Genomic DNA, 22189 nt, shown 5'->3' with positions numbered 1-22189 from the left:
GAAGGAAGTAAATTAAAATGCCTGAAGCAAATGAATCATTAGATGGAACTAATCCTAAACCAGCAGGCAAAAAGAAGCTGATCATTATTATTGTTGCTGCCGTGCTTATTCTTTCAATTGTTGGTGCCGCTGTCTTTTTTGTTTTTTTTAGCGGAAACCCTGAAAGTTCAAATGAAAATACTGAGCAAACGAGCGAAGAGGTTGTCGCTGAAACACCGAAAATGACCGCTAATTATGTGCCTATGCCAAGACCTTTAGTTTTTAATGTATTAGAAGGTAATCGTAATAGAACCGCACAAATTAAAGTACAGTTAATGGTCATCGATAAAGCGAGTGAAATATTGGTTAGAAAACATATTCCTTTATTAGAAAGCACATTAGTGAGTGTTTTTGGTGAAGCTTCTGCAGAGCAATTACGCAGTCCACAAGGCAAAAATGAATTACGAAAAACGGTTCTTGAAGCACTTAATAAAGCAACCACAATGGTTGAAAATCGTGCACTTATCCATACGGTATTATTTACCGGTTTTGTTTTACAGTAATCGATAAGGATTAAGTATGGATTTATTATCTCAAGAGGAAATTGACGCGCTATTGCATGGTGTTGATGACGTTGATGAGGATATGATTGAAAATAATGAAATGAACTCGGGTGATTCCCATGCGCATTTCGACTTTTCATCTCAAGATCGTATTGTACGTGGACGTATGCCAACATTAGAATTGGTAAATGAACGTTTTGCGCGTCATTTACGGATCAGTTTATTTAATATGTTACGTCATACCGCAGAGGTTTCTATTAATGGCGTACAAATGCTTAAATTTGGAGAGTACGTTCACACTTTGTTCGTTCCAACTAGTCTGAATATGGTGCGTTTTCGCCCACTAAAAGGCACCGCGTTAATTACCATGGAAGCGCGGTTAGTGTTTATTCTTGTTGAAAATTTCTTTGGTGGCGATGGTCGTTACCACGCTAAAATTGAAGGCCGAGAATTCACTCCAACAGAGCGTCGTATTATTCAAATGTTATTAAAAATAGTCTTTGAAGACTATCACAATGCTTGGGCACCCGTTATGGATGCTGAATTTGAATATTTAGATTCTGAAGTCAATCCAGCGATGGCTAACATCGTTAGCCCAACAGAAGTGATTGTGGTTAATTCTTTTCATATTGAATTGGACGGTGGTGGTGGTGATTTCCATATCGCAATGCCGTATTCAATGCTTGAACCTATTCGAGAATTATTAGATGCAGGCGTACAAAGCGATAAAGAAGATACAGATCAACGTTGGTCACAAGCACTTGAAGACGAAATAATGGATGTTGAAGTTGAAATTGAAGCTCGCTTAGTTGAAAAGCAAATGAAGCTACGAGAAATGATGGACTTTAAAGCGGGTGATATTATTCCTATTGATTTACCGGATAGCTTATTGGTCTCCGTAGAGGGGTTACCTTCTTACAGAGCGACATTAGGTAAAACCAGTGATAATTACGCATTAAAAATAACTGAAAAAATCAAACGTCCTGAGATGCAAAAAACACAAATTCATTTAGAAGATTTAAAAGAAACAACCAAATAGCTACACGCAGTTAAATTATACGTAGCTAAATGATACATAGTTAAATAACTCGTTATTCAAATTATTGGTTACCCAAATAGATAGGAATTAAAGTATGAGCACAGAGCAAGATATGGCAGATGATTGGGCGGCAGCATTAGAAGAGTCTGGTGATGCAGATTCAAGTGCTAAAACGATTGATCTTGATGAGTTAAAAGATACTGCCAAACCAATGAGTGAAGAAGAGTTAGCGCGTTTAGATAATATATTGGATATCCCCGTAACGATCTCGATGGAAGTGGGGCGAAGCAAGATTAACATACGTAACTTATTACAGCTTAACCAAGGTTCTGTGGTGGAATTAGAGCGCATTGCTGGTGAACCGTTAGATGTATTAGTTAATGGTACCCTTATTGCGCATGGTGAAGTAGTGGTTGTAAATGATAAGTTTGGTATTCGTTTAACTGATGTTATCAGCCAAACTGAACGTATTAAAAAATTAAAATGAGCCGAATCATTCCTACATTCATAAAGGCTATCCTTTTAAGCTTATTGAGCTTACCTGTGATGGCATTTGAAGAAACAAGTGAACGCCCTGAGTTAGCAATAGGAACTATGCTTGGATCTTTGATATTAGTGCTTGCTTGTATTTTCTTATTTGCGTTTTTAATGAAAAAAAGCAACTTATTACGTCATGGAAGCAATAAAAATCCAATTAAAATCATTGCAACACAGTCATTAACTAACAAAAGTCGTGTTCAAATTATTGAAGTGCATGGTAAGCAGTATTTACTAGGTGTAAGTGAGCAATCTGTTAATTTATTAGATCAACTAGAAACACCTCTGATTGATAAAGAATTAGAAGTAGACGTTCAAAGTACACCGTCATTGGCGGCTGCTTTTGCGACTGTATTATCTAAAGCAGGGAAGAAAAAATAATGAAGAAACTGCTTATCTTGTTATGCACTGGCTTATTCCTGTTTGCCTCTAATGCAATTGCAGAACCAGGTGCTTTATCTGCCGTGACGGTAACGACGAGTGCTTCTGGCGATCAAGAATACAGCGTGACATTACAAGTCCTCGCATTCATGACCGCACTGAGTTTCTTGCCTGCTATGTTAATTTTAATGACCTCTTTCACACGTATCGTGATTGTTATGTCAATTTTACGACAGGCGCTTGGTTTACAAAGCTCTCCTTCAAATCAAGTCATTAATGGCATCGCTTTATTTCTTACTTTTTTTATTATGGCGCCCGTTTTTGACCGTATTAACGAAACTGCATTACAACCTTATCTAAATGAAGAAATGACCATTGTTCAAGCGCTTGAGCAAGGTAAAAAGCCGATGATGAAATTTATGTTGTCGCAAACGCGTCTAAAAGATTTAGAAACCTTTATGGAAATAGCGAATGTTCAAGTTGATACGCCAGAGGAAGTGCCTATTACAGTACTTATACCTGCTTTTGTCACCAGTGAATTAAAAACCGCGTTTCAAATTGGTTTTATGTTATTTATCCCTTTTTTGATTATCGACTTAGTTGTTGCAAGTATTTTAATGGCGATGGGGATGATGATGTTATCGCCAATGATTATTTCATTACCTTTTAAATTAATGCTGTTTGTCTTAGTTGATGGTTGGAATTTAGTGATGGGTAGTTTAGCTAATAGCTTCGGATTATAAGGGTACTTATGGAACCGGAAGTTTTTGTAAATATTTTCAGACAAGCTTTATGGTTGGTGATGATTTTAGTCTCCGCCGTCATTATCCCAAGTTTGTTAATTGGTTTAATCGTTGCTGTATTTCAAGCGGCAACTTCTATTAATGAACAAACATTGAGTTTTTTACCGCGTTTAATCATGACATTATTTGCATTAGCTTTCGGAGCTCATTGGGGGTTTGGTAAGTTAATGGAATTTTTTATAGCCATGATTAATCAAATCCCACAAGTGGTGGGGTGATGGTTTTTTCGGCTGATCTTATCTTAGATTTTATTGCTAGTTACCTATGGGCATTCAGCCGTATTGCCGCAATGTTAATGGTCATGGTCGCGATTGGTTCCAATACGGTGCCTACTAGGATCCGTTTGTTTTATGCGTTAAGTGTTACCCTTCTTGCTTTACCTTCATTACCGCCAGCCCCTGATAATATAGAACTGTTCTCACTCGGTAGCTTTATCGTTGTGATGCAACAAATATTGATTGGTGTTGCGATTGGTACTATTTCAGTTTTTGTAGTGCAAACATTTGTAATTGCAGGCCAAATTATTGCTATGCAAACCAGTTTAGGTTTTGCTTCTATGGCAGATCCTATGAGTGGCCAAACATCTCCCGTTGTTGGGCAATTCTATGTGTTGTTGGTTACTTTATTATTTTTAGGTGTGGACGGGCACTTATTAATGATTGAAATGATCATTAATAGCTTTGAAACGTTACCCATTTCTGAAAGTGGTTTACTCGCCTTAGATTATTATAAAGTCGCTGGTTGGTTTGCCATTATGTTCCATGCAGCACTCGCTTTTTCTATCGCGTCTATGGTGGCAATGTTATTGGTTAATCTATCTTTTGGGATCATGACTAAGGCCGCACCCCAATTAAATATTTTTAGTTTAGGATTTTCGATTAGCATGGTATTTGGTTTATTTGTTCTATGGATTACGCTATTAAATGTGCCATTTCATTTTGAAAATCAATGGATCAAAGGGATTACCAGTATGTGCGAAGTGCTTAATAACCCTTGTGTAAAACCCTAATGACTCTTCTTTTTGCTAACTCGACATTAAAAGGCTAATCAATGGCTGAAAATGAAAATGGTACTGAAAAGTCCGAGGAAGCCACCCCCGACAAAATCCGAAAATCCAAGGATAAGGGACAGGTTGCTCGATCTAAAGAATTAGCAACCGCGTCAGTTTTAATTGCCGCCGCACTGTCTATTTTTATGTTTGGTGATCGCTTAGCTTACGAACTATCAATCATGATGAAACGTGCTTTTACATTTGAACGTGCTGATATTTATGCACCTGAACAAATGTGGCATGCATTAGTTGATGGCTTTAGTGGTTTGGGCATGCCCATGTTTATGATCTTACTGATGCTCTTTATTATCTCTATTTTAGGTAGTTCATTATTAGGAGGAATGATCTTTAGTACGAAAGCAATGATGCCTAAATTTAGCCGCATGAGCCCTAAAGCGGGTTTTAAACGTATGTTTGGTATGCAAGCTTGGGTTGAATTAATCAAATCTATTTTGAAAGTGGCTGTGGTTATTTGTGGCGCTTGGGCTATTTTAGCCGCAACGTTCGAGCATATATTACACCTGTCAGTAAGTCAGCTACCGGGTAGTGCATTTGAAGCCTTAGATATGCTGAGCTGGATGTTTCTTTTATTGTGTTTATCGTTATTAATTATTGTGGCGGTGGATGTCCCTTATCAAATCCATAAGCACAGTGATGAGTTGAAAATGACCAAACAAGAAGTGAAAGATGAGTATCGTAATTCTGAAGGTAAACCTGAAGTTAAACAGCGTATCCGTCAATTACAATATGAAATGTCGCAACGAACCATGATGCAAGATGTGCCAGATGCGGATGTTATTGTGACTAATCCAACACATTATTCAGTCGCATTAAAATATGATAAAGAAGGCGATAGACCGCCTTATGTTGTTGCTAAAGGTGTCGATTTTATGGCGCTCAAAATTCGCGAAGTAGGTCGTGAGAATGAAATCCCTGTGATGCAGTCTCCACAACTATGCCGTGCTGTTTACCATACAACGGAAATAGGTGAAGATATTCCAGAAGAGTTGTTTATCGCCATTGCAAAAATATTAGCTTATATCTATCAATTAGAGCAGTTTAGAAAAGGTAAGTCGGGTCGCCCTAAAACATTACCAACAGATATCCCTGTACCAGATGGTTTTATTTACCCTAACTAAGATGTTTGATTAATAAGCATTAATTGAATATATATTAGATGTATTGAGGTCGAACCCTATTTTTTACTGTTATTTATAAAATATTACTTTGTAGTTAGTAATTCGATGTAATTATCTTTATATTAATAAGCTAAACTGATTAGATTGAATTACGATTAAAAATCCTGGGTTGCAGCAGATAAAATATAAACATCGCTAGATAACATGTAAATATCATCACATTCATTTTTAGGTGGCACTATCAATAGTATTTTAACATCTCTATGGTCTAAACGTTCCGTTGTACTCGGTGGATTAGGCACGCCAATAATCGTGTTAGCGGCGTTGGGCATGGTTATTTTACCTATGCCGACTCTGTTACTCGATATCTTATTTACGTTTAATATTGCACTCGCATTAGTTGTATTATTGGTTTCTATTTATACAAAACGCCCATTAGATTTTGCCGCTTTCCCAACCGTTCTTTTAATTGCAACACTGTTACGTCTCGCCTTAAATGTTGCATCAACTCGAGTCGTATTGTTAGAAGGGCATGAAGGTGGGGATGCCGCGGGTAACGTTATCGAAGCATTTGGTTCGGTTGTTATTGGTGGTAACTTAGCGGTTGGTTTAATTGTTTTCATCATATTAATGATCATTAACTTTGTGGTGGTTACAAAAGGTGCCGGGCGTATCTCAGAAGTAAGCGCACGTTTTACCTTAGATGCAATGCCGGGTAAACAAATGGCTATTGATGCAGATTTGAATGCAGGATTAATCAATCAAGAAGAAGCGCGCTTACGCCGACAAGAAGTGACCATGGAAGCTGATTTTTACGGGTCAATGGATGGTGCGAGTAAGTTTGTTAAAGGTGATGCTATTGCAGGGATCATGATCCTATTCATTAATATTATTGGTGGTTTTATTATTGGAATGGTGCAGTACGACTTACCTTTGTCACAAGCTGCTGAGATTTATACCTTGCTAACGATTGGTGATGGTTTAGTTGCACAAATACCTTCTTTATTATTATCTATTGCCGCGGCAATCACTGTTACGCGTGAAAATACTGAAGCAGACATGGGTAGCCGTATGCTGGGGCAAATGTTTGATGACCCTAAAGCATTAATGATCACCGCAGGTATTTTATTGGTGATGGGTATCGTACCGGGTATGCCACACCTTGCCTTTTTAACGTTAGGTGGTATCGCCGCTGGTGGTGCATATTGGCAATTAAAACGTATCAAAACTAAAGAAGAAACTGCATTAGCGATTAAAAACAATGGTGGGCCGGTAAATGATGGGCCTGCGGAAGTTAAAGAGTTAGGTTGGGACGACGTTCGTAGCGTTGACACTATCGGTTTAGAAGTGGGTTATCGACTTATTCCTTTGGTCGATAAAGCACAAGGAGGGCAATTATTGGATCGCATTAAAGGGGTACGTAAAAAGCTATCTCAACAAATGGGTTTTTTAATTCCACCTGTTCATATCCGCGATAACTTAGACCTAGCACCGAATAACTATTCAATTTCTTTGATGGGCGTTACTTGCGGACATGCTGATATTTATCATGATAAAGATATGGCGATCAATCCTGGACAAGTTTTTGGCCCTATTGATGGTGTTACAGGTATCGATCCTGCCTTTGGATTAGAAGCCGTATGGATTGAAGAGGCACAACGGGAGCAAGCGCAAGCATTAGGTTATACAGTTGTTGATACGGCAACAGTAGTTGCAACACATCTGAGTCAAATTCTTAGTAACCATGCTGCGCAATTATTAGGGCATGAAGAAGCTCAAAATTTATTAGAGATGCTCGCTAAAAAGCACCCTAAATTGGTCGAAGGTTTAATACCTGAAGTGCTGTCATTGAGTACGGTGGTGAAAGTATTACAAAGCTTATTAAATGAAAACGTAGCGATTAGAGATATCCGCTCAATTGTTCAAACGTTAGTCGATTATGGGCCGCGTAGTCAGGATGCCGAAGTTTTGACAGCAGCATGTCGAATTTCATTAAAACGTATGATAGTTCAAGAAATTATTGGCAACGAGCCTGAGATCCCTGTTATTACGCTATCCTCAGAATTGGAACAGATATTGCACAAGTCTATACAGGCTGGTGGAGCAGATGGCGCAGGTATCGAGCCTGGATTAGCAGAGCGTATTCAGAATTCATTAATTGAAGCGTCACAACAGCAGGAATTATTAGGTCAACCAGCGGTATTATTAACATCTGGTGTATTACGCGGTACCTTAGCTCGATTTGTTAAAAATACAATACCGAGTTTACACATACTGTCTTATCAAGAAATACCTGATGATAAACAGATTAAAATCATTAGCTCAATTGGGCAATAACGGTTGTAATGAATGAAAATTAAGCGATTTTTTGCAAAAGATATGCGTACAGCAATGGTTGAAGTTAAAGAGGTCTTAGGGCCTGATGCTGTGATCATGTCTAATAAAAAAGTGGTGGGTGGCATTGAGATTGTCGCAGCAGTTGATTACCAATCACAATCTACTGCAGACTCAAAATCAGATAAATCGGATCCACTCTCTCAACTTAAGGAAGATAGCGTTCAGTTGTCTTCAAAAAGTACTGAAAAAACACCAAAAATAAAGTTACCTAATAGTATTCGTAGCAATCGTAAAGAAAGTGGTGAAGACTTTGCTAAGTCATTAAATTCATTTTTTGGCAAAGTGAATGCGCATCAAAATAAAAAGTCAGCTTTTAAAAAACGCGAAGAATTACCTGCTTTTTCATTTAAAGAAGAAGCTGAAAAAGGCCCTAAACCTTTTGCCTCTTCGCAGCCTGCGACATTAGCAGAACAACAAAGCTGGAATAGTAGTCCTGATCGCCGTACTTCAACATTAAAAAATGCTTCGCAAGCAAATCGCAGTAGTGAAAATAAAGATATTGCAAAAATTAGCGAGGAAGTTGCCTCTTTACGTAAACTGTTAGAGCATCAAGTTTCAGGTTTAATGTGGCAAGAAATGGAGCGTAAAGAACCCGTTAGAGCAATGATCATTAAATGGTTAAACAATGCAGGGTTTTCCGATGAAATCGCTGATAATTTAGCAAGTTATGTCCCTGAAGATGCATCTTCAAGTGAAGTACAGCAATACATACAAGCGTTATTACAAGACAAAATATCCATTGGTAAAAATGAAATCCTATTAAAAGGTGGCGCCATTGCTTTATTGGGCCCAACAGGTGTAGGAAAAACCACTACTATTGCTAAGTTGGCTGCTCAATTCGCTATTAAATATGGTCCAGAACAAGTTGCGTTAATTACCACCGATACTTATCGTATCGGTGCTCACGAGCAATTAGCCACTTATGGAAAAATAATGGGCTGTGCAGTACGTGTCGCTAAAGATGCAGATGAACTGTCACAAATCTTATATCAGTTTAGAGAAAAAAGATTAGTCTTAATTGATACCGCAGGAATGGGACAACGAGATGTTCGCCTTTCTGAACAACTAGAAACGTTAATGAGTAGTAGCGGTGTCAATATTAGAAGTTATTTAGTAGTTCCATCAACTGCGCAACGACGAGTCGTTGAGGAAGCATTACAGCACTTTAAACGGATCCCATTATCGGGTTGTATTTTAACTAAAATCGATGAAAGTATCGGTTTAGGTGAAGTATTGAGTGTGACAATGAAGCATGCATTACCAATCAGTTATATCACGACAGGGCAGCGCGTTCCTGAAGATATTGAAATTGCTAAAGTAGAAAATTTAATCAGCAGTACTTTAGCAATGATGGATAACCAAGAACAACAAGATAAACATCAATGGTATAGCAGTACTGACGATTAATATCGATGTTATAGTACGCTGCATATTAGTTTAATTAATTTAAAAAATGAGTAAGTAAGATGATGGCAGATCAAGCAAGCGGTTTAAGAAAAATGACCAACCACCAAGTTAAAGTAATTGCGGTTACTGGCGGTAAAGGTGGTGTTGGTAAAACTAATGTTACTCTTAATATGGCTGTATCACTTGCTAAAATGGGTAAGCGAGTGATGGTACTTGATGCCGATTTAGGCCTTGCTAATGTCGATGTGTTATTAGGTATTCGTGTTATTAAAAACTTATCACATGTTTTATCCGGCGAATGTACTTTAGATGAAGTTATCGTACATGGCCCTGAAGGGGTGATGATTATACCTGCTACTTCAGGGACTCAATCAATGGTTGAGTTAACCGATGTTGAACATGCAGGTTTGATCCAAGCTTTTAGCTCATTACAAACTCCAATCGATATTCTATTAATTGACACGGCTGCCGGTATTTCCAACATGGTCGTGAGTTTTGCACAAGCAGCCCAAGATGTCTTAATGGTGGTTTGTGATGAACCTACATCGATCACTGATGCTTATGCATTAATTAAAATTCTCAGTAAACAAAACGGTGTTTATCGCTTTAAAATCGTAGCTAATATGGTGCGCAGTTTACGTGAAGGCCAAGATTTATTTACTAAATTAACGCGTGTGACCGATCGATTTTTAGACGTGTCTTTAGAGCTTGTTGCCTGTATTCCTTTTGATGGCAATGTTCGTCAAGCTGTGAGAAAACAAAAAACAGTGGTGGATGCATTTCCAAAAACACCCGCTTCACTGGCTTTTAAAGCATTAGCTAACCGAGCTTGTGATTGGCCTATCCCACATCAGCCAGGTGGCCATTTAGAGTTTTTTATTGAGAAACTATTGTTGAATGATGACGAAAGTATCAAAGAGCTTTTATAAGTGCTCACAACACGAGGGTTTCTATAAGTGATTAAAGCGCAAGGATATCAAACAGATACTTCAGATCTAATCACTCGTCATTTAGCGCTAGTACAAAAGATAGCTTATCATTTGTTGGCAAGATTACCGGCTAGCGTGCTGGTAGATGATCTCGTCCAATCTGGCATGATTGGTTTATTAGAAGCCGCTCGTAACTTTGATGCCTCTAAAGGCGCCAGTTTTGAAACGTTTGCAGGTATTCGTATCCGCGGTGCTATGTTAGATGAAATGCGAAAAGGTGATTGGGTTCCTCGTTCAGTGCATAAAAATAGCCGAACGATTGCTAGTGCTATTGATGCAGTTGAAAAGCAAAGTGGTGAAGATGCAAAAGAAATTGATGTTGCTAATTATTTGCAAATCTCACTGAGTGAGTACCAAAAAATGCTGCAAGACGTCAATTGCGGAAAACTTATCGCTTATGAAGACTTGCCAAACCCTGACGATATGTTCGCTCAATCAAGTAAAACATTCGATAGTACTTTTGACCACGTTGCAGATAACCAGTTTACCCAACAACTAGCACAATTGATTGAACAATTACCACAGCGAGAAGCTTTAGTCCTATCACTTTATTACGATGAAGAGATGAATCTAAAAGAAATTGGGCTCATTTTGGAGGTCAGTGAATCACGTGTTAGTCAAATCCTTAGTCAAGCGATACATAGACTGAAATCTAAAATTAATTCTGATAGAATATAACCAATAAGAGGTAATAGTTTGGAATGGCTCACACAATTGTTAATCACCTACTGAATAACGTAAAAGATTAATGTGTTTTTGCAATTTTTACCTATATATAACAGAGATATAAAATAGGCCTACTTTTGCCTTAAGGGAATGTTTTGAATAAAAATATGAAAATATTAATTGTTGATGATTTCTCAACAATGAGAAGAATAATTAAAAACTTATTAAGAGACTTAGGTTTCACTAATACATTAGAAGCTGATGATGGTCATACTGCTTTACCAATGTTACAAAATGGTGATTTTGAGTTTGTAGTGACCGATTGGAATATGCCGATAATGGAAGGGATTGATCTGTTAAAAGAGATCCGTAAAGACCCTAAATTAAAGCACTTACCAGTATTAATGGTAACTGCTGAAGCGAAACGAGAGCAGATCATTGAAGCTGCTCAAGCTGGTGTTAACGGTTATATTATTAAGCCTTTTACAGCTGGTACATTGAAAGAGAAATTAGATAAGATATTTGAGCGTTTAGCTTAATTAATGGAGTAATGTATGGCTAATGAAGTTATGCCGCATCTCTCACTTTCTCAAGCTAAAGCGCTAGTTGCTCATTTAGAAGCAGAGCAAATTAATGAAGCTAATAAGATTGTAGAGAGTGTTGATTTTTCTGGATCAGCAGATCATCTTTTGTTTGGGCAAGTTGGCGAATTAACGCGTGAATTACATGAAGCATTATTAAGTTTTAATCATGATACACGTTTAATGGATCTCGCTGGTCATGACCTACCAGACGCTAAAAATCGTTTAAATTATGTGATTGAAATGACAGACAAAGCGGCAAATACCACAATGGATGCCGTTGATCATTGCTTACCTATTGCTGATAAGCTAATTCACGATTTAGATAAAGTGATGCCAAGCTGGGAAAGCTTGATGACACGTAATTTAGAAGTCGGGGAATTTAAAGTATTGTGCCACTCTATTGATGAGTTTTTCACTTACTCTAAAGTCAGTGCTGTAGAGTTACGCGATAAATTAACTGAAATACTAATGGCTCAAGAGTTCCAAGATATAACCGGACAAATCATCAATAGAGTGATAGCACTAGTACAAGAAATTGAATCTAAACTCGTTGTTATATTGACCGTCTGTAGTAAACAAAGCGAATTAGATGCTTCTGTAGGGCAACAAAAAGAGAAAAAAGAACCAAAAAGTATTGTTGCGGAAGGCCCCATTATAGATGCAGAGTCTCGTGTAGATGTGGTTAATGGACAAGATGAAGTGGATGATTTGCTTTCAAGCTTAGGATTTTAAAGGAACCTGTAATGACATTTGAAATAGATGATGAAATCTTGCAGGACTTTTTAGTCGAAGCGGGAGAAATTTTAGAATTATTATCTGAACAACTCGTTGAGCTAGAAAATAACCCTAATGATTCCGAGTTATTAAATGCAATTTTTCGAGGCTTCCATACCGTTAAAGGTGGGGGAGGTTTTTTATCTCTAAATGAACTTGTTGAAACTTGCCACGGTGCAGAGAATGTCTTTGATGGTTTACGTCAAGGTGCACGTCTCGTCGACTCTGAATTAATGGATACTATTTTAGCTGCATTAGATATTATCAATGAGCAGTTTTCAGCCGTTCAAAATGGTGAACAAGGTGTAAAAGCCCCGGATCATATTTTAGATGCATTACACCGCTTGAGTAAACCCGCTAGTATCGATGAGCCAGTTATTCAGGAGGTAGTTGTTCAAAAAGTCGCTCCTGAGCCTGTTCCTGAACCTATTGTAGAAACGGCTAAAACGATTGATGATATTGATGCATTTGAATTTGACGCATTGTTAGATGAATTACATGCAAGTTCTGAATCATCTGCTAAATTTTCTAGCGCTGAAAACGTTGCTGCAGAAATAGATAGTGATGAAATTAGTGAAGATGAATTTGAGTCGTTATTAGATGATTTACATGGCGTTGGAAAACACTCTGTACCAGTAATGGAAAAAGCACCAGCTACAAATAATGTGGTGGCTAGTGACGAAATTAGTGAAGATGAATTTGAGTCACTATTAGATGACTTACATGGCGTTGGAAAACATTCACTATCCAGTACCGCGGCAACACTTGTTGTCGAAAATGTTGTTGAGTCCATTGCTAGTGATGACATTACCGATGATGAATTTGAAAGTTTATTAGATGATCTACATGGTAAAGGTGCACATAGAGGTGCTCCGTCTACAAATAAAAGTGCTTCAGATGACATTACAGATGACGAATTTGAGTCTCTATTAGACGAATTACATGGCGTAGGAAAAATTACTCCTGACGTCACTCAAAATAAAACACCGAATTCAAGTGCATCTGTAAGTACTGCTAACGTTAGTCATAATCAAACAGTTAAACCTCAAGCAGAGCCTATTAAACAGCATGCTAATCCAGTAGCAAAAGCAACACCTGCAACGACCACAAAAAATCCACCTAATAAAGTGAATCAAGCCGAACAAACGGTCAGGGTTGATACGAGTACACTTGATGAGATCATGAATATGGTCGGTGAACTTGTGCTAGTGCGTAATCGTTTAGTCAGCTTAGAATCGACTTCAGACAATGAAGAGATTTCTCGTGCTGTTGCTAATTTAGCGATCGTAACAAGCGACTTGCAAGGGTCTGTAATGAAAACCCGTATGCAGCCTATCAAAAAAGTATTTGGTAAGTTTCCGCGTGTTGTCAGGGATTTAGCCCGCCAGCTTGGTAAAGATATTCGTTTAGAATTAGTCGGCGAAGAAACTGATTTAGATAAAAATCTAGTGGAAGCATTAGCAGATCCATTAGTGCATTTAGTCCGTAATTCGGTAGATCATGGTATTGAAATGCCACAGATTCGTATGCAATCTGGAAAAGAAACGCAAGGTCGCGTTTTATTATCAGCCGCCCAAGAGGGAGACCATATTTTGTTAGTCATTGAAGATGATGGCGCAGGAATGGATGCTGATAAATTGAAGCAAATAGCGATTAATAAAGGCATTTTAGATCAAGATGGCGCAGATCGCATGACTGATACTGAAGCCTATTCATTAATCTTTGCCCCTGGTTTTTCCACCAAGGTTGAAATTTCTGATATTTCTGGTCGTGGTGTTGGCATGGATGTTGTAAAAACGAGCATTACGAAACTAAATGGCACCATTTCAATTGATTCTGCGATTGGTAAAGGTACTCGATTAGAAATTAAAGTGCCGTTAACATTAGCCATTTTACCGACGTTGATGATTGTTGTTGCTAAGCAAACATTCGCATTACCGTTGACTAATGTAAACGAAATATTCCATTTTGATTTGGCTAAAACCAATATTGTTAATGGTCAGTTAACCGTTGTTATTCGTGACCACGCTATTCCATTATTTTATTTAAGAGAGTGGTTAGCACCTCATTCGCCTTTAACTGATAAAGGCAAAGGTAAAGGACATGTTGTTATTGTCCAACTTGGCACACAGCAAGTAGGTTTTGTTGTTGATGGTCTACTCGGACAAGAAGAAGTCGTTATTAAAGCATTAGATAAATTACTTTCTGGTACACCTGGAATGGCAGGCGCTACTATTACAAGTGATGGTGGTATTGCTTTAATTTTAGATTTACCAAGTTTATTAAAACATTATGCATAAAGGAAAGTAGATGACGATTAAAGTTTTAGTGGTTGATGACTCGAATTTTTTTCGTCGTCGAGTTAGCGAAATAATTAATGCATCACCTTATTTAGAAGTGATTGCTACCGCTAATAACGGTAAAGAAGCCATTGATATGGTGGTCAAACATAAGCCTGATGTAATCACTATGGATGTTGAAATGCCAGTGATGGACGGTATTACAGCAGTCCAAAAAATAATGGATTTAGCACCGACCCCTATTTTAATGTTTTCATCATTAACGCACCAAGGTGCGAGTGCAACATTAGATGCATTAGATGCTGGCGCGTGTGATTTTTTACCGAAAAAGTTTGAAGACATTGCTCGTGACAAACAAGAAGCAATCACTTTGTTACAACAACGTATTCAAATGATCGCGAGAAGACGTGTTCAAAGAGTACCTGAGAAAATATCTGGTCTTGCTAAACCCACTGCTAATATAGCCTCTGCAACATTAAAGCCTGTTTTGAATAGAGTACCGCCTAAACATGAAAATAATGGTGTTATTGCAAAGTCGACACCTATCCACCGTGTTAAAGCGTCTGGAAAATCCTACAATGTACTTGCTATCGGTACATCAACTGGCGGTCCTGTTGCATTACAAAAAATATTAACGGCATTACCACAGAATTTTAAATTACCTATCGTGTTAGTACAGCATATGCCTGGTACCTTCACTAAAGCTTTCTCTGAACGTCTAAACAGTAATTGTAAAATCACTGTTAAAGAAGCTGAAACAGGCGATATATTAAAACCTGGTTGTGCTTATTTGGCACCTGGTGGTAAGCAAATGTTAATTGCTGCTAATGGCCAAATAAAAATACATGAAGGTAATGAAGCACTGAACTATAAACCAAGTGTTGATATTACCTTTGCGTCACTTGCTAAATCTTATACTAATAAAGTATTGGCTATTATATTAACGGGAATGGGAGCGGATGGCCGTGACGGTGCTCGTTTACTAAAAAGTAAAGGCTCTGAAATTTGGGCTCAAGATGAAGCAAGCTGTGTCGTTTATGGCATGCCACAAGCGGTAACTAAAGCAGGTATCTCCACAGAGTCTATCGCATTGGAGCAAGTTGCTAAACGTATTTTAGTGGAACTAAAGCATGAGTAAAATCGGACTGATTGGTTTTGTTGTTATTATTGCGAGTATCGTTTTTGCACAGCTTTATCACGATGCTCCTCTTAGTGGCTTATTAGATCTTTCTGCCTTTTTAATCGTTTTTGGCGGCACTGTTGGCGCGATTCTAATCCAATCTTCAAGTAAACAGCTTAGCCATGCTTGTAAGCAATTATTGACCTTATTTGCTAAACCTCAATACCAGTTAGATCAACAAATAGCATTGATTAAACGTTGGTCTGTTATTTCTCGTCAAGATGGTTTACTCAGTTTAGAAAAAGAAAATATAGAAAATGTAGATAGTTTTACTGAAAAATCATTATCGATGCTGGTAGATGGATGCGACCCTATTGCTTTACAAGAAATCCTACAGCAAGAAATTGAACTAGAAATAGATAAAAATGAACGTAGTGCACAAGTGTTTGACGCTATGGGAGGGTATAGCCCTACTATTGGAATTATTGGTGCTGTACTAGGTTTAATTCAAGCGATGGCGTTTTTAGACCAACCAGAGTTATTAGGGCAAGGTATTGCTATTGCTTTTGTGGCAACAATATATGGCGTTGCCTTTGCTAATTTTATTTTTCTACCTGTCGCGAATAAAATCCGTTTAAATTATCAACATCAAGCGTTATTTGAAGAGATGTCGATGGTCGGGATCATTGCCATTGCACAGGGAGAAAATAGTTTATTATTAGAACGTCGTTTAAATGGGTATTTATCTAGAGCTGCGTATTAATGCCAATCTATAATCGTCGTCATGCTCATAAATCACATAATAACCATGTTCATCGTTGGACGGTTTCTTATGCTGATTATATGACCTTAATGTTTGCTTTGTTTGTGGTGCTTTATGCAGTGTCATTGAACAATGAAGAAAAGTACCAAGAAATCATTGAAGTGATTCAAAGCGCGAGTCAGTTTGTACAACCTAATAATAGTGGATCAGATGCAAAAGGCATATTAACCAAGCGCAGTAATGACATTAAAGATGATACCGGCCCTGCATTAATAAGCGATGGAGATAGCCATAATTTAGGGTACGTCAGTGAATTAGAAAGTGAAAAATTATCCGATCCTGATCAAAGCTACACAGGGAAATCATTAGAGGAAATACAATTATCCTTAAAATCAGCACTACGAACTGAATTAGAGACAGGTGCTTTTAGCGTCGATTTAGACGGTGATTGGCTAACGATTAAAATGAGTGGACCTTTATTGTTTGCAGGTGAAAGTCATACTTTATTAAATGGTGCAAAACATCAAATAGAACAGATTGCTACCGTGTTAAAACCAGTTAATAATATGATCAGATTACGTGGGTATACTGATGTAGATGTCGTTGCCAATGAAATATATAAATCTAATTGGGAGCTTTCCGCATTACGCGCTATCAGTGTCTTACATGCTTTTAATGAGCGAGGGATAGTAGGAGAGCGAATGGTAATAGAAGGCTATGGAAAATTTCAACCGATATTAAATAGCAACGGTAAAGAAGATAAATTAAAAAGTCGACGTGTTGTGATTGCTATCTCTAAATTTGCTTTTTTTAAAAAGCAACAACCTAATGGCAACAATAAAACGAATTCAGATAGTAGTAAAACAGAAAAAATAGAAGCACAGAAAATACCGCGTACGCCAAAGCCTGATAGTGATGAAATACGCCAAATATACCACCCAGATGGTCGAATTATCATTACAACAAGGCAGGAGTGACGATGAAAATTTGGACTATTTCAAATCAAAAAGGGGGCGTTGGAAAAACGACAACCGTTATTTCAATCGCTGGTCTTTTAGTGGAGCGAGGTTTTCGTGTTTTATTAATTGATACTGATCCGCATGCGTCTTTAACCAGTTATCTACAATATGATTCAGACCATTTACCTGTTAGTTTATATGATTTATTTCAAGATCCTGCGACAACCAAAGCAGAGTTAGATCAAGTTATACTGCCTACTGAAATCAATAACTTGTCACTAATTCCGGCTTCGATGTCTTTAGCTACGTTAGATCGTGTGTTAGGAAATCAAGAAGGCATGGGGCTGTTTCTACATAAGCAGTTAAAATTAGTAAAAAATGACTATGATTTTGTATTAATAGATTGCCCACCGGTATTAGGTGTCATGATGGTTAATGCATTAGCCGCTTGTGAGCGGATTTTAATTCCAGTGCAAACAGAATTCTTAGCGTCTAAAGGTTTGCAAAGAATGGTACAAACGCTTGGAATAATGCAACATTCAAGAGGAGATGATTTTAATTATTGCATCATTCCTACTATGTTTGATAAACGTACTAGAGCGTCAATTAATACGCTAGAAGAATTAAAAAGCACTTATAAAGGCAAGGTGTGGAATGGTGTTATTCCTATTGATACTAAATTCAGGGATGCAAGCTTAGCCCACTTACCTATTTCTCTTTATATAAAGAGTTCTAGAGGTTCGTTTGCCTATGAAACATTGTTAAATTATTTGCTACAAACTGAGCACAATTAAATGAAAAACAATAATAATGACGCAATGAAAAACTATTTTGACTCAATGTTGCGCAGTGATAATAAAACAACATTAAATGAAGATGCTATCGCTGATAGCCAGTCTGAATTTGCAGAACCTGATGCATTATCTGAGCAGTTAGTTTTTTCTAGTCCAACAATAAATGTTCAACAAGCACCAGACGCTGAAACTGTTCGTCAAGATGATGAGTGGGAAAACTTGATTGTTGAAGATCAATTCCAAGTATTATTCTTCGAACTTAACCATATTACCTTTGCAATACCATTAACTGATTTAGGCGGTATTTATCATTTAAGTGATTCGCTTAATTTTTTAATGGGTAAGCCTTCATGGTTTCGTGGTGTAATGAGTCACAATGAACGATTATATAACATCGTAGATACGTCCTCATGGTTGCAACTTGGTCGTAATGCGACTGATCTGAACTATACTCATTTCATACTATTAGGTGATACTGCTTGGGGCTTGTCTTGTGAAAAGCTACTAGGCACTGAAAACCTCAGTAAAGATCAAGTTAGATGGCGTGATAAGAAAGGATCTCGACCATGGCTAGCGGGAATGGTTAAGCAAAAAATGTGTGCGTTGATCCATGCAAAAGAACTAGTGAAACTATTAGACCAAGGAATGGATATTCGTGGCTAATATAGCCTGAATTTAAAATAACCAATAATTTAAGTAGAGATAAAATGAATAGAGAAACTAACTTAGCCAATAAAACTGCTAATGATGAAATATTACAACGTGTTACTTTTTTATTAGATAATGAAACTTACGGCATTAATGTAATGCAAGTACAAGAAATTTTGCGTTACAGTGAAATTGCTGCAGTACCTGGTGCTCCTGACTATGTGTTAGGCATTATTAATTTACGTGGTAATGTTGTTACCGTTATTGATACACGTACACGTTTTGGTTTAATGCCTGCCGATATTACAGATAGCAGCCGTATTGTTATCATTGAGTCTGAAAAGCAAGTGATTGGCATTTTAGTCGACAGTGTTGCTGAAGTGGTTTATTTGAAAAAATCAGAAATTGAACCTGCACCTCATGTTGGCACAGAAGAAAGTTCGCAGTTCATTCAAGGTGTCTGTAATCGTGATGATGGTTTGTTAATTTTAGTCGATTTAAACAAATTATTAAGTGATGACGAATGGGATGAATTAAATTTATTATAATTTATTTTTGCTATTAGAGTCGAGTCGTACATGTTTATTGAATATATTTCCTGGTTAGCATTAGTGCTAGCCATTGTTTTTTTTGTTACTACACTCATATTATTGAGTAAAGTGAATAAAAAAAATCATAGTCTTGAGGTATTAATTAAATCATTGTTAATGCAACAAGAGACAACTAAAAAACAATTTACTGAAATCCATTCAGGCGCAGTGGGTATTGGTAAAAAACTACAGCAATTAGATGCTGAAGTGAAAAAAACGCAAGAGAATCAAGTTAATTTAGTGGCTTCGGCGCCTGAAAATAGGCTTTATACTCGTGCAACTAAAATGGTTGAATTAGGTGCAAGTATCGAAGAGCTGATGACTGAATGCGAGTTGCCACGTGCAGAAGCTGAGTTATTACTGAATTTACACCGCAAATAATTTTCATTTACCGCAAATAAATAAGACAACAATATGTTAATTTAAACAAAAATATTTGAATTTTGTCTTTTATTTTCATCTGTTGTCTCTCCCTGATAGTTACTCATAAGCTTTTTCTATGTTAGGATCCGCTCACATTTTATGACATTAAATGGCATAATATGACGATTCTACTTTGTTGTGCGTTATTTATTGGTGAAGGTAAGTCTGAATGCTTGAGTGCAAAAACTTAACTTGTGTGCGTGAAGAGCGAGTTTTATTTAATAATCTAAACTTTGCACTTTCCCCTGGTGAAATTTTGCATGTCGAAGGTCCTAATGGCATTGGAAAAACCAGTTTATTTCGCTTACTTGTTGGTTTGTCTTCTCCTTATTCTGGTGATATTTACTGGCAACAACAAAACATAATGTCAGATCGTGAATCTTATTATCAAAATATGCTTTATCTTGGCCATAAGTCAGGTGTAAAACCTGAATTGACAGCACTTGAAAATCTGCAATTCTTTCATCGTTTATATAATCCTAGTGTTGAGTTAGATCTTTGGGATATTTTAACCTTAGTAGGTCTTGTTGGTTATGAAAATATCCCTACTGCACAGCTTTCGGCAGGGCAACAGAGACGTGTTGCACTAGCAAGAATGTGGTTTAGTGATTGTCCTTTATGGATTTTGGATGAACCCTTTACAGCCATCGATAAAAGCGGTGTTAAAGTCATTGAGAATTTGTTAATTAAACATGCTCACAAAGGTGGAATGATCATATTAACCACCCATCAAGATTTATCATTGCCTACTGATCTCTATAAAAAATTAACGTTACAAAAGCCTGCTATTGGAGAACAATATGTTTGATGCTTTTGTACAAATTGTGCGTAAAGATTTATTAGGTGCATTTCGTCAACAAAGCGATATTTTAAATCCCATTTGGTTTTTTGTTATCGTTGTCACTCTATTTCCCCTGGGGATCGGAACTGACCCTGCCTTATTAGCGCGGATTGCCCCTGGCATTATCTGGGTAGCGGCATTATTAGCCGCCTTACTCTCTTTTGAGCGTTTATTTAAAGATGATTATATCGATGGATCGTTAGAGCAAATGATGCTCGCACCACATTCTTTAACCTGGTTAGTGTGTGCCAAGGTATTTACTCATTGGTTGCTAACAGGGTTACCTATTTTATTCGTTTCTCCACTACTAGCTGTTTTTTTGTCATTGGAAGAAAATACATTTTGGGCGTTATTTTTAACACTATTGATTGGCACTCCTATATTAAGTTTATTAGGGGCTATTGGTGTGGCACTAACCATTGGTTTACGTAAGGGCGGCGTGTTATTGAGCTTGATTATGTTACCGCTAAGTATTCCGATTTTAATTTTTTCAACCATGGCAATTGATGCTGCTTCATTTGGGCAACCTTACCTTGGTTTATTGGCGTTATTAGGTGCAATGTTAGTCGGTGCGATTACGTTAGCGCCTTTTGCCATTGCAGCATCTTTACGAGTTAGTGTGAGTTAATTCGTTTTAGTTATTCTTACTTATTGAAAATAAAGACATAGATAGAGATACAATTATGTGGAAATGGTTACATCCTTATGCAAAAGCTGAGAAAAGCTATGCGTTATCTGGGAAATTAATGCCTTGGTTTTTAGTCATTGCGATCCCGACATTTTTTGTTGGTATTATATGGGGCCTCGCTTTCGCGCCTGCTGATTATCAGCAAGGTGATAGCTTTCGAATTATCTACATACATGTCCCCGCTGCGATGATGGCGATGGGCGCGTATTCAACGATGGCGGTTGCTGCTTTTATTGGTTTAGTGTGGCAAATTCGTTTAGCTGAAATGACCGTTGCTGCCACTGCACCGATTGGTGCTGTTTATACTTTTATTGCATTATTTACTGGCGCTGCATGGGGTAAACCCATGTGGGGAGCTTGGTGGGTTTGGGATGCTAGGCTGACCTCTGAATTGATTTTATTATTTGTTTATTTAGGTATCATTGCTTTATACAATGCATTTTCAGATAAAATTTTGGCTGGGCGTGCCGCTTCTATCTTAACGTTAGTTGGCGTGATCAATTTGCCCATTATTCATTTTTCAGTCGTTTGGTGGAATACCTTACATCAAGGTGCAACCATTACTAAGTTTGATCAGCCTTCAATGGCGACTGAAATGCTTATTCCTTTATTGATTATGATTGTGAGTTTTGCGAGTTTCTTAGGCCTTATGATTTTATATCGTTTTCGTAATGAAATATTACAACGAGAAAGTCATCGTCCTTGGGTAATTGCTTTAGTGAAGCAATCCTTAAAAACGAATAAGAGAGGTTAA

Annotated in this window: 26 protein-coding genes; 25 read left to right on the top strand and 1 reads right to left on the bottom strand. The window is 37.5% G+C overall.

The window, feature by feature from the left end; translation table 11 throughout:
* Positions 1-17: 17 nt before the first annotated feature.
* From SP041_RS07555 to flhB, 8 genes are all read left to right on the top strand, one after another.
* Positions 18-542, top strand: a complete 525-nt coding sequence (locus SP041_RS07555; RefSeq protein WP_137297507.1) for a flagellar basal body-associated FliL family protein — start codon at positions 18-20, stop codon at positions 540-542.
* A gap of 16 nt (positions 543-558) precedes the next feature.
* On the top strand, positions 559-1581 hold the full coding sequence (gene fliM / locus SP041_RS07550) for a flagellar motor switch protein FliM (protein ID WP_025564992.1): 1023 nt from the start codon (positions 559-561) through the stop codon (positions 1579-1581).
* A gap of 94 nt (positions 1582-1675) precedes the next feature.
* On the top strand, positions 1676-2068 hold the full coding sequence (gene fliN, locus SP041_RS07545) for a flagellar motor switch protein FliN (protein ID WP_025564991.1): 393 nt from the start codon (positions 1676-1678) through the stop codon (positions 2066-2068).
* On the top strand, positions 2065-2499 hold the full coding sequence (gene fliO / locus SP041_RS07540) for a flagellar biosynthetic protein FliO (protein ID WP_037049478.1): 435 nt from the start codon (positions 2065-2067) through the stop codon (positions 2497-2499). Before fliN ends, fliO begins: the two co-directional genes overlap by 4 nt.
* The gene (fliP, locus tag SP041_RS07535; RefSeq protein ID WP_025564989.1) at positions 2499-3242 is read left to right on the top strand and encodes a flagellar type III secretion system pore protein FliP; all 744 of its coding nucleotides are present in this window, start codon (positions 2499-2501) and stop codon (positions 3240-3242) included. The genes fliO and fliP overlap by 1 nt, the downstream gene beginning before the upstream one ends.
* Before the next feature lie 8 nt (positions 3243-3250).
* A complete protein-coding gene (gene fliQ / locus SP041_RS07530) occupies positions 3251-3520 on the top strand; it encodes a flagellar biosynthesis protein FliQ (RefSeq protein WP_025564988.1) in 270 nt (89 codons plus the stop codon).
* The gene (gene fliR / locus SP041_RS07525; RefSeq protein ID WP_025564986.1) at positions 3520-4311 is read left to right on the top strand and encodes a flagellar biosynthetic protein FliR; all 792 of its coding nucleotides are present in this window, start codon (positions 3520-3522) and stop codon (positions 4309-4311) included. Before fliQ ends, fliR begins: the two co-directional genes overlap by 1 nt.
* A gap of 41 nt (positions 4312-4352) precedes the next feature.
* Complete coding sequence (gene flhB, locus SP041_RS07520; protein WP_025564985.1) at positions 4353-5492, top strand: flagellar biosynthesis protein FlhB; 1140 nt, start codon at positions 4353-4355, stop codon at positions 5490-5492.
* 155 nt (positions 5493-5647) lie between these two features.
* On the opposite strand, the gene SP041_RS21045 is transcribed toward flhB, so the two are convergent.
* Positions 5648-5824 carry a hypothetical protein gene (locus tag SP041_RS21045; RefSeq protein WP_205961183.1) on the bottom strand — a complete coding sequence of 59 codons (177 nt, stop codon included), beginning with the start codon at positions 5822-5824 and terminating at the stop codon, positions 5648-5650.
* Here SP041_RS21045 and flhA point away from each other — a divergent pair.
* The 17 genes from flhA to SP041_RS07435 all read left to right on the top strand — a co-directional run bounded on the left by flhA (position 5742) and on the right by SP041_RS07435 (position 22189).
* On the top strand, positions 5742-7829 hold the full coding sequence (gene flhA, locus SP041_RS07515) for a flagellar biosynthesis protein FlhA (RefSeq protein WP_240791434.1): 2088 nt from the start codon (positions 5742-5744) through the stop codon (positions 7827-7829). The two genes, SP041_RS21045 and flhA, sit on opposite strands and share 83 nt — an antisense overlap.
* A gap of 12 nt (positions 7830-7841) precedes the next feature.
* Entirely contained in the window at positions 7842-9296 is a 1455-nt protein-coding gene (gene flhF / locus SP041_RS07510) for a flagellar biosynthesis protein FlhF (protein WP_025564983.1), read from the top strand.
* Between the two features lie 59 nt (positions 9297-9355).
* Positions 9356-10225 (top strand): MinD/ParA family protein, encoded by an 870-nt coding sequence (locus SP041_RS07505; protein ID WP_025564982.1) that lies wholly within the window; start codon positions 9356-9358, stop codon positions 10223-10225.
* 27 nt (positions 10226-10252) lie between these two features.
* On the top strand, positions 10253-10963 hold the full coding sequence (locus SP041_RS07500) for an RNA polymerase sigma factor FliA (protein ID WP_025564981.1): 711 nt from the start codon (positions 10253-10255) through the stop codon (positions 10961-10963).
* 143 nt (positions 10964-11106) lie between these two features.
* The gene (gene cheY, locus SP041_RS07495; protein WP_025564980.1) at positions 11107-11490 is read left to right on the top strand and encodes a chemotaxis response regulator CheY; all 384 of its coding nucleotides are present in this window, start codon (positions 11107-11109) and stop codon (positions 11488-11490) included.
* 15 nt (positions 11491-11505) lie between these two features.
* Entirely contained in the window at positions 11506-12267 is a 762-nt protein-coding gene (locus tag SP041_RS07490) for a protein phosphatase CheZ (RefSeq protein WP_025564979.1), read from the top strand.
* Between the two features lie 11 nt (positions 12268-12278).
* Complete coding sequence (locus tag SP041_RS07485; protein WP_025564978.1) at positions 12279-14609, top strand: chemotaxis protein CheA; 2331 nt, start codon at positions 12279-12281, stop codon at positions 14607-14609.
* A gap of 10 nt (positions 14610-14619) precedes the next feature.
* Positions 14620-15747 (top strand): chemotaxis response regulator protein-glutamate methylesterase, encoded by a 1128-nt coding sequence (locus tag SP041_RS07480; RefSeq protein WP_025564977.1) that lies wholly within the window; start codon positions 14620-14622, stop codon positions 15745-15747.
* Positions 15740-16492, top strand: a complete 753-nt coding sequence (locus SP041_RS07475; RefSeq protein WP_081695405.1) for a flagellar motor protein — start codon at positions 15740-15742, stop codon at positions 16490-16492. Before SP041_RS07480 ends, SP041_RS07475 begins: the two co-directional genes overlap by 8 nt.
* Positions 16492-17469, top strand: coding sequence for a flagellar motor protein MotB (locus SP041_RS07470; RefSeq protein ID WP_025564975.1), 978 nt, complete (start codon positions 16492-16494; stop codon positions 17467-17469). The genes SP041_RS07475 and SP041_RS07470 overlap by 1 nt, the downstream gene beginning before the upstream one ends.
* Before the next feature lie 2 nt (positions 17470-17471).
* A complete protein-coding gene (locus tag SP041_RS07465; RefSeq protein ID WP_025564974.1) occupies positions 17472-18245 on the top strand; it encodes a ParA family protein in 774 nt (257 codons plus the stop codon).
* Positions 18246-18908 (top strand): chemotaxis protein CheW, encoded by a 663-nt coding sequence (locus tag SP041_RS07460; RefSeq protein ID WP_025564973.1) that lies wholly within the window; start codon positions 18246-18248, stop codon positions 18906-18908.
* A 44-nt stretch (positions 18909-18952) separates the two neighbouring features.
* A complete protein-coding gene (locus SP041_RS07455; RefSeq protein WP_025564972.1) occupies positions 18953-19441 on the top strand; it encodes a chemotaxis protein CheW in 489 nt (162 codons plus the stop codon).
* A 30-nt stretch (positions 19442-19471) separates the two neighbouring features.
* A complete protein-coding gene (locus SP041_RS07450; protein ID WP_037049470.1) occupies positions 19472-19864 on the top strand; it encodes a DUF2802 domain-containing protein in 393 nt (130 codons plus the stop codon).
* Between the two features lie 211 nt (positions 19865-20075).
* Positions 20076-20714 (top strand): cytochrome c biogenesis heme-transporting ATPase CcmA, encoded by a 639-nt coding sequence (ccmA, locus tag SP041_RS07445; RefSeq protein ID WP_025564970.1) that lies wholly within the window; start codon positions 20076-20078, stop codon positions 20712-20714.
* Positions 20707-21375, top strand: coding sequence for a heme exporter protein CcmB (ccmB, locus tag SP041_RS07440; RefSeq protein WP_025564969.1), 669 nt, complete (start codon positions 20707-20709; stop codon positions 21373-21375). The genes ccmA and ccmB overlap by 8 nt, the downstream gene beginning before the upstream one ends.
* A 55-nt stretch (positions 21376-21430) precedes the next feature.
* On the top strand, positions 21431-22189 hold the full coding sequence (locus tag SP041_RS07435) for a heme ABC transporter permease (protein WP_025564968.1): 759 nt from the start codon (positions 21431-21433) through the stop codon (positions 22187-22189).

The sequence above is a fragment of the Psychromonas sp. SP041 genome (genome assembly GCF_000470315.2).
In the GTDB taxonomy this organism is placed as follows: Bacteria; Pseudomonadota; Gammaproteobacteria; order Enterobacterales; family Psychromonadaceae; genus Psychromonas.
This window is presented reverse-complemented; position numbering and strand designations above follow the sequence as displayed.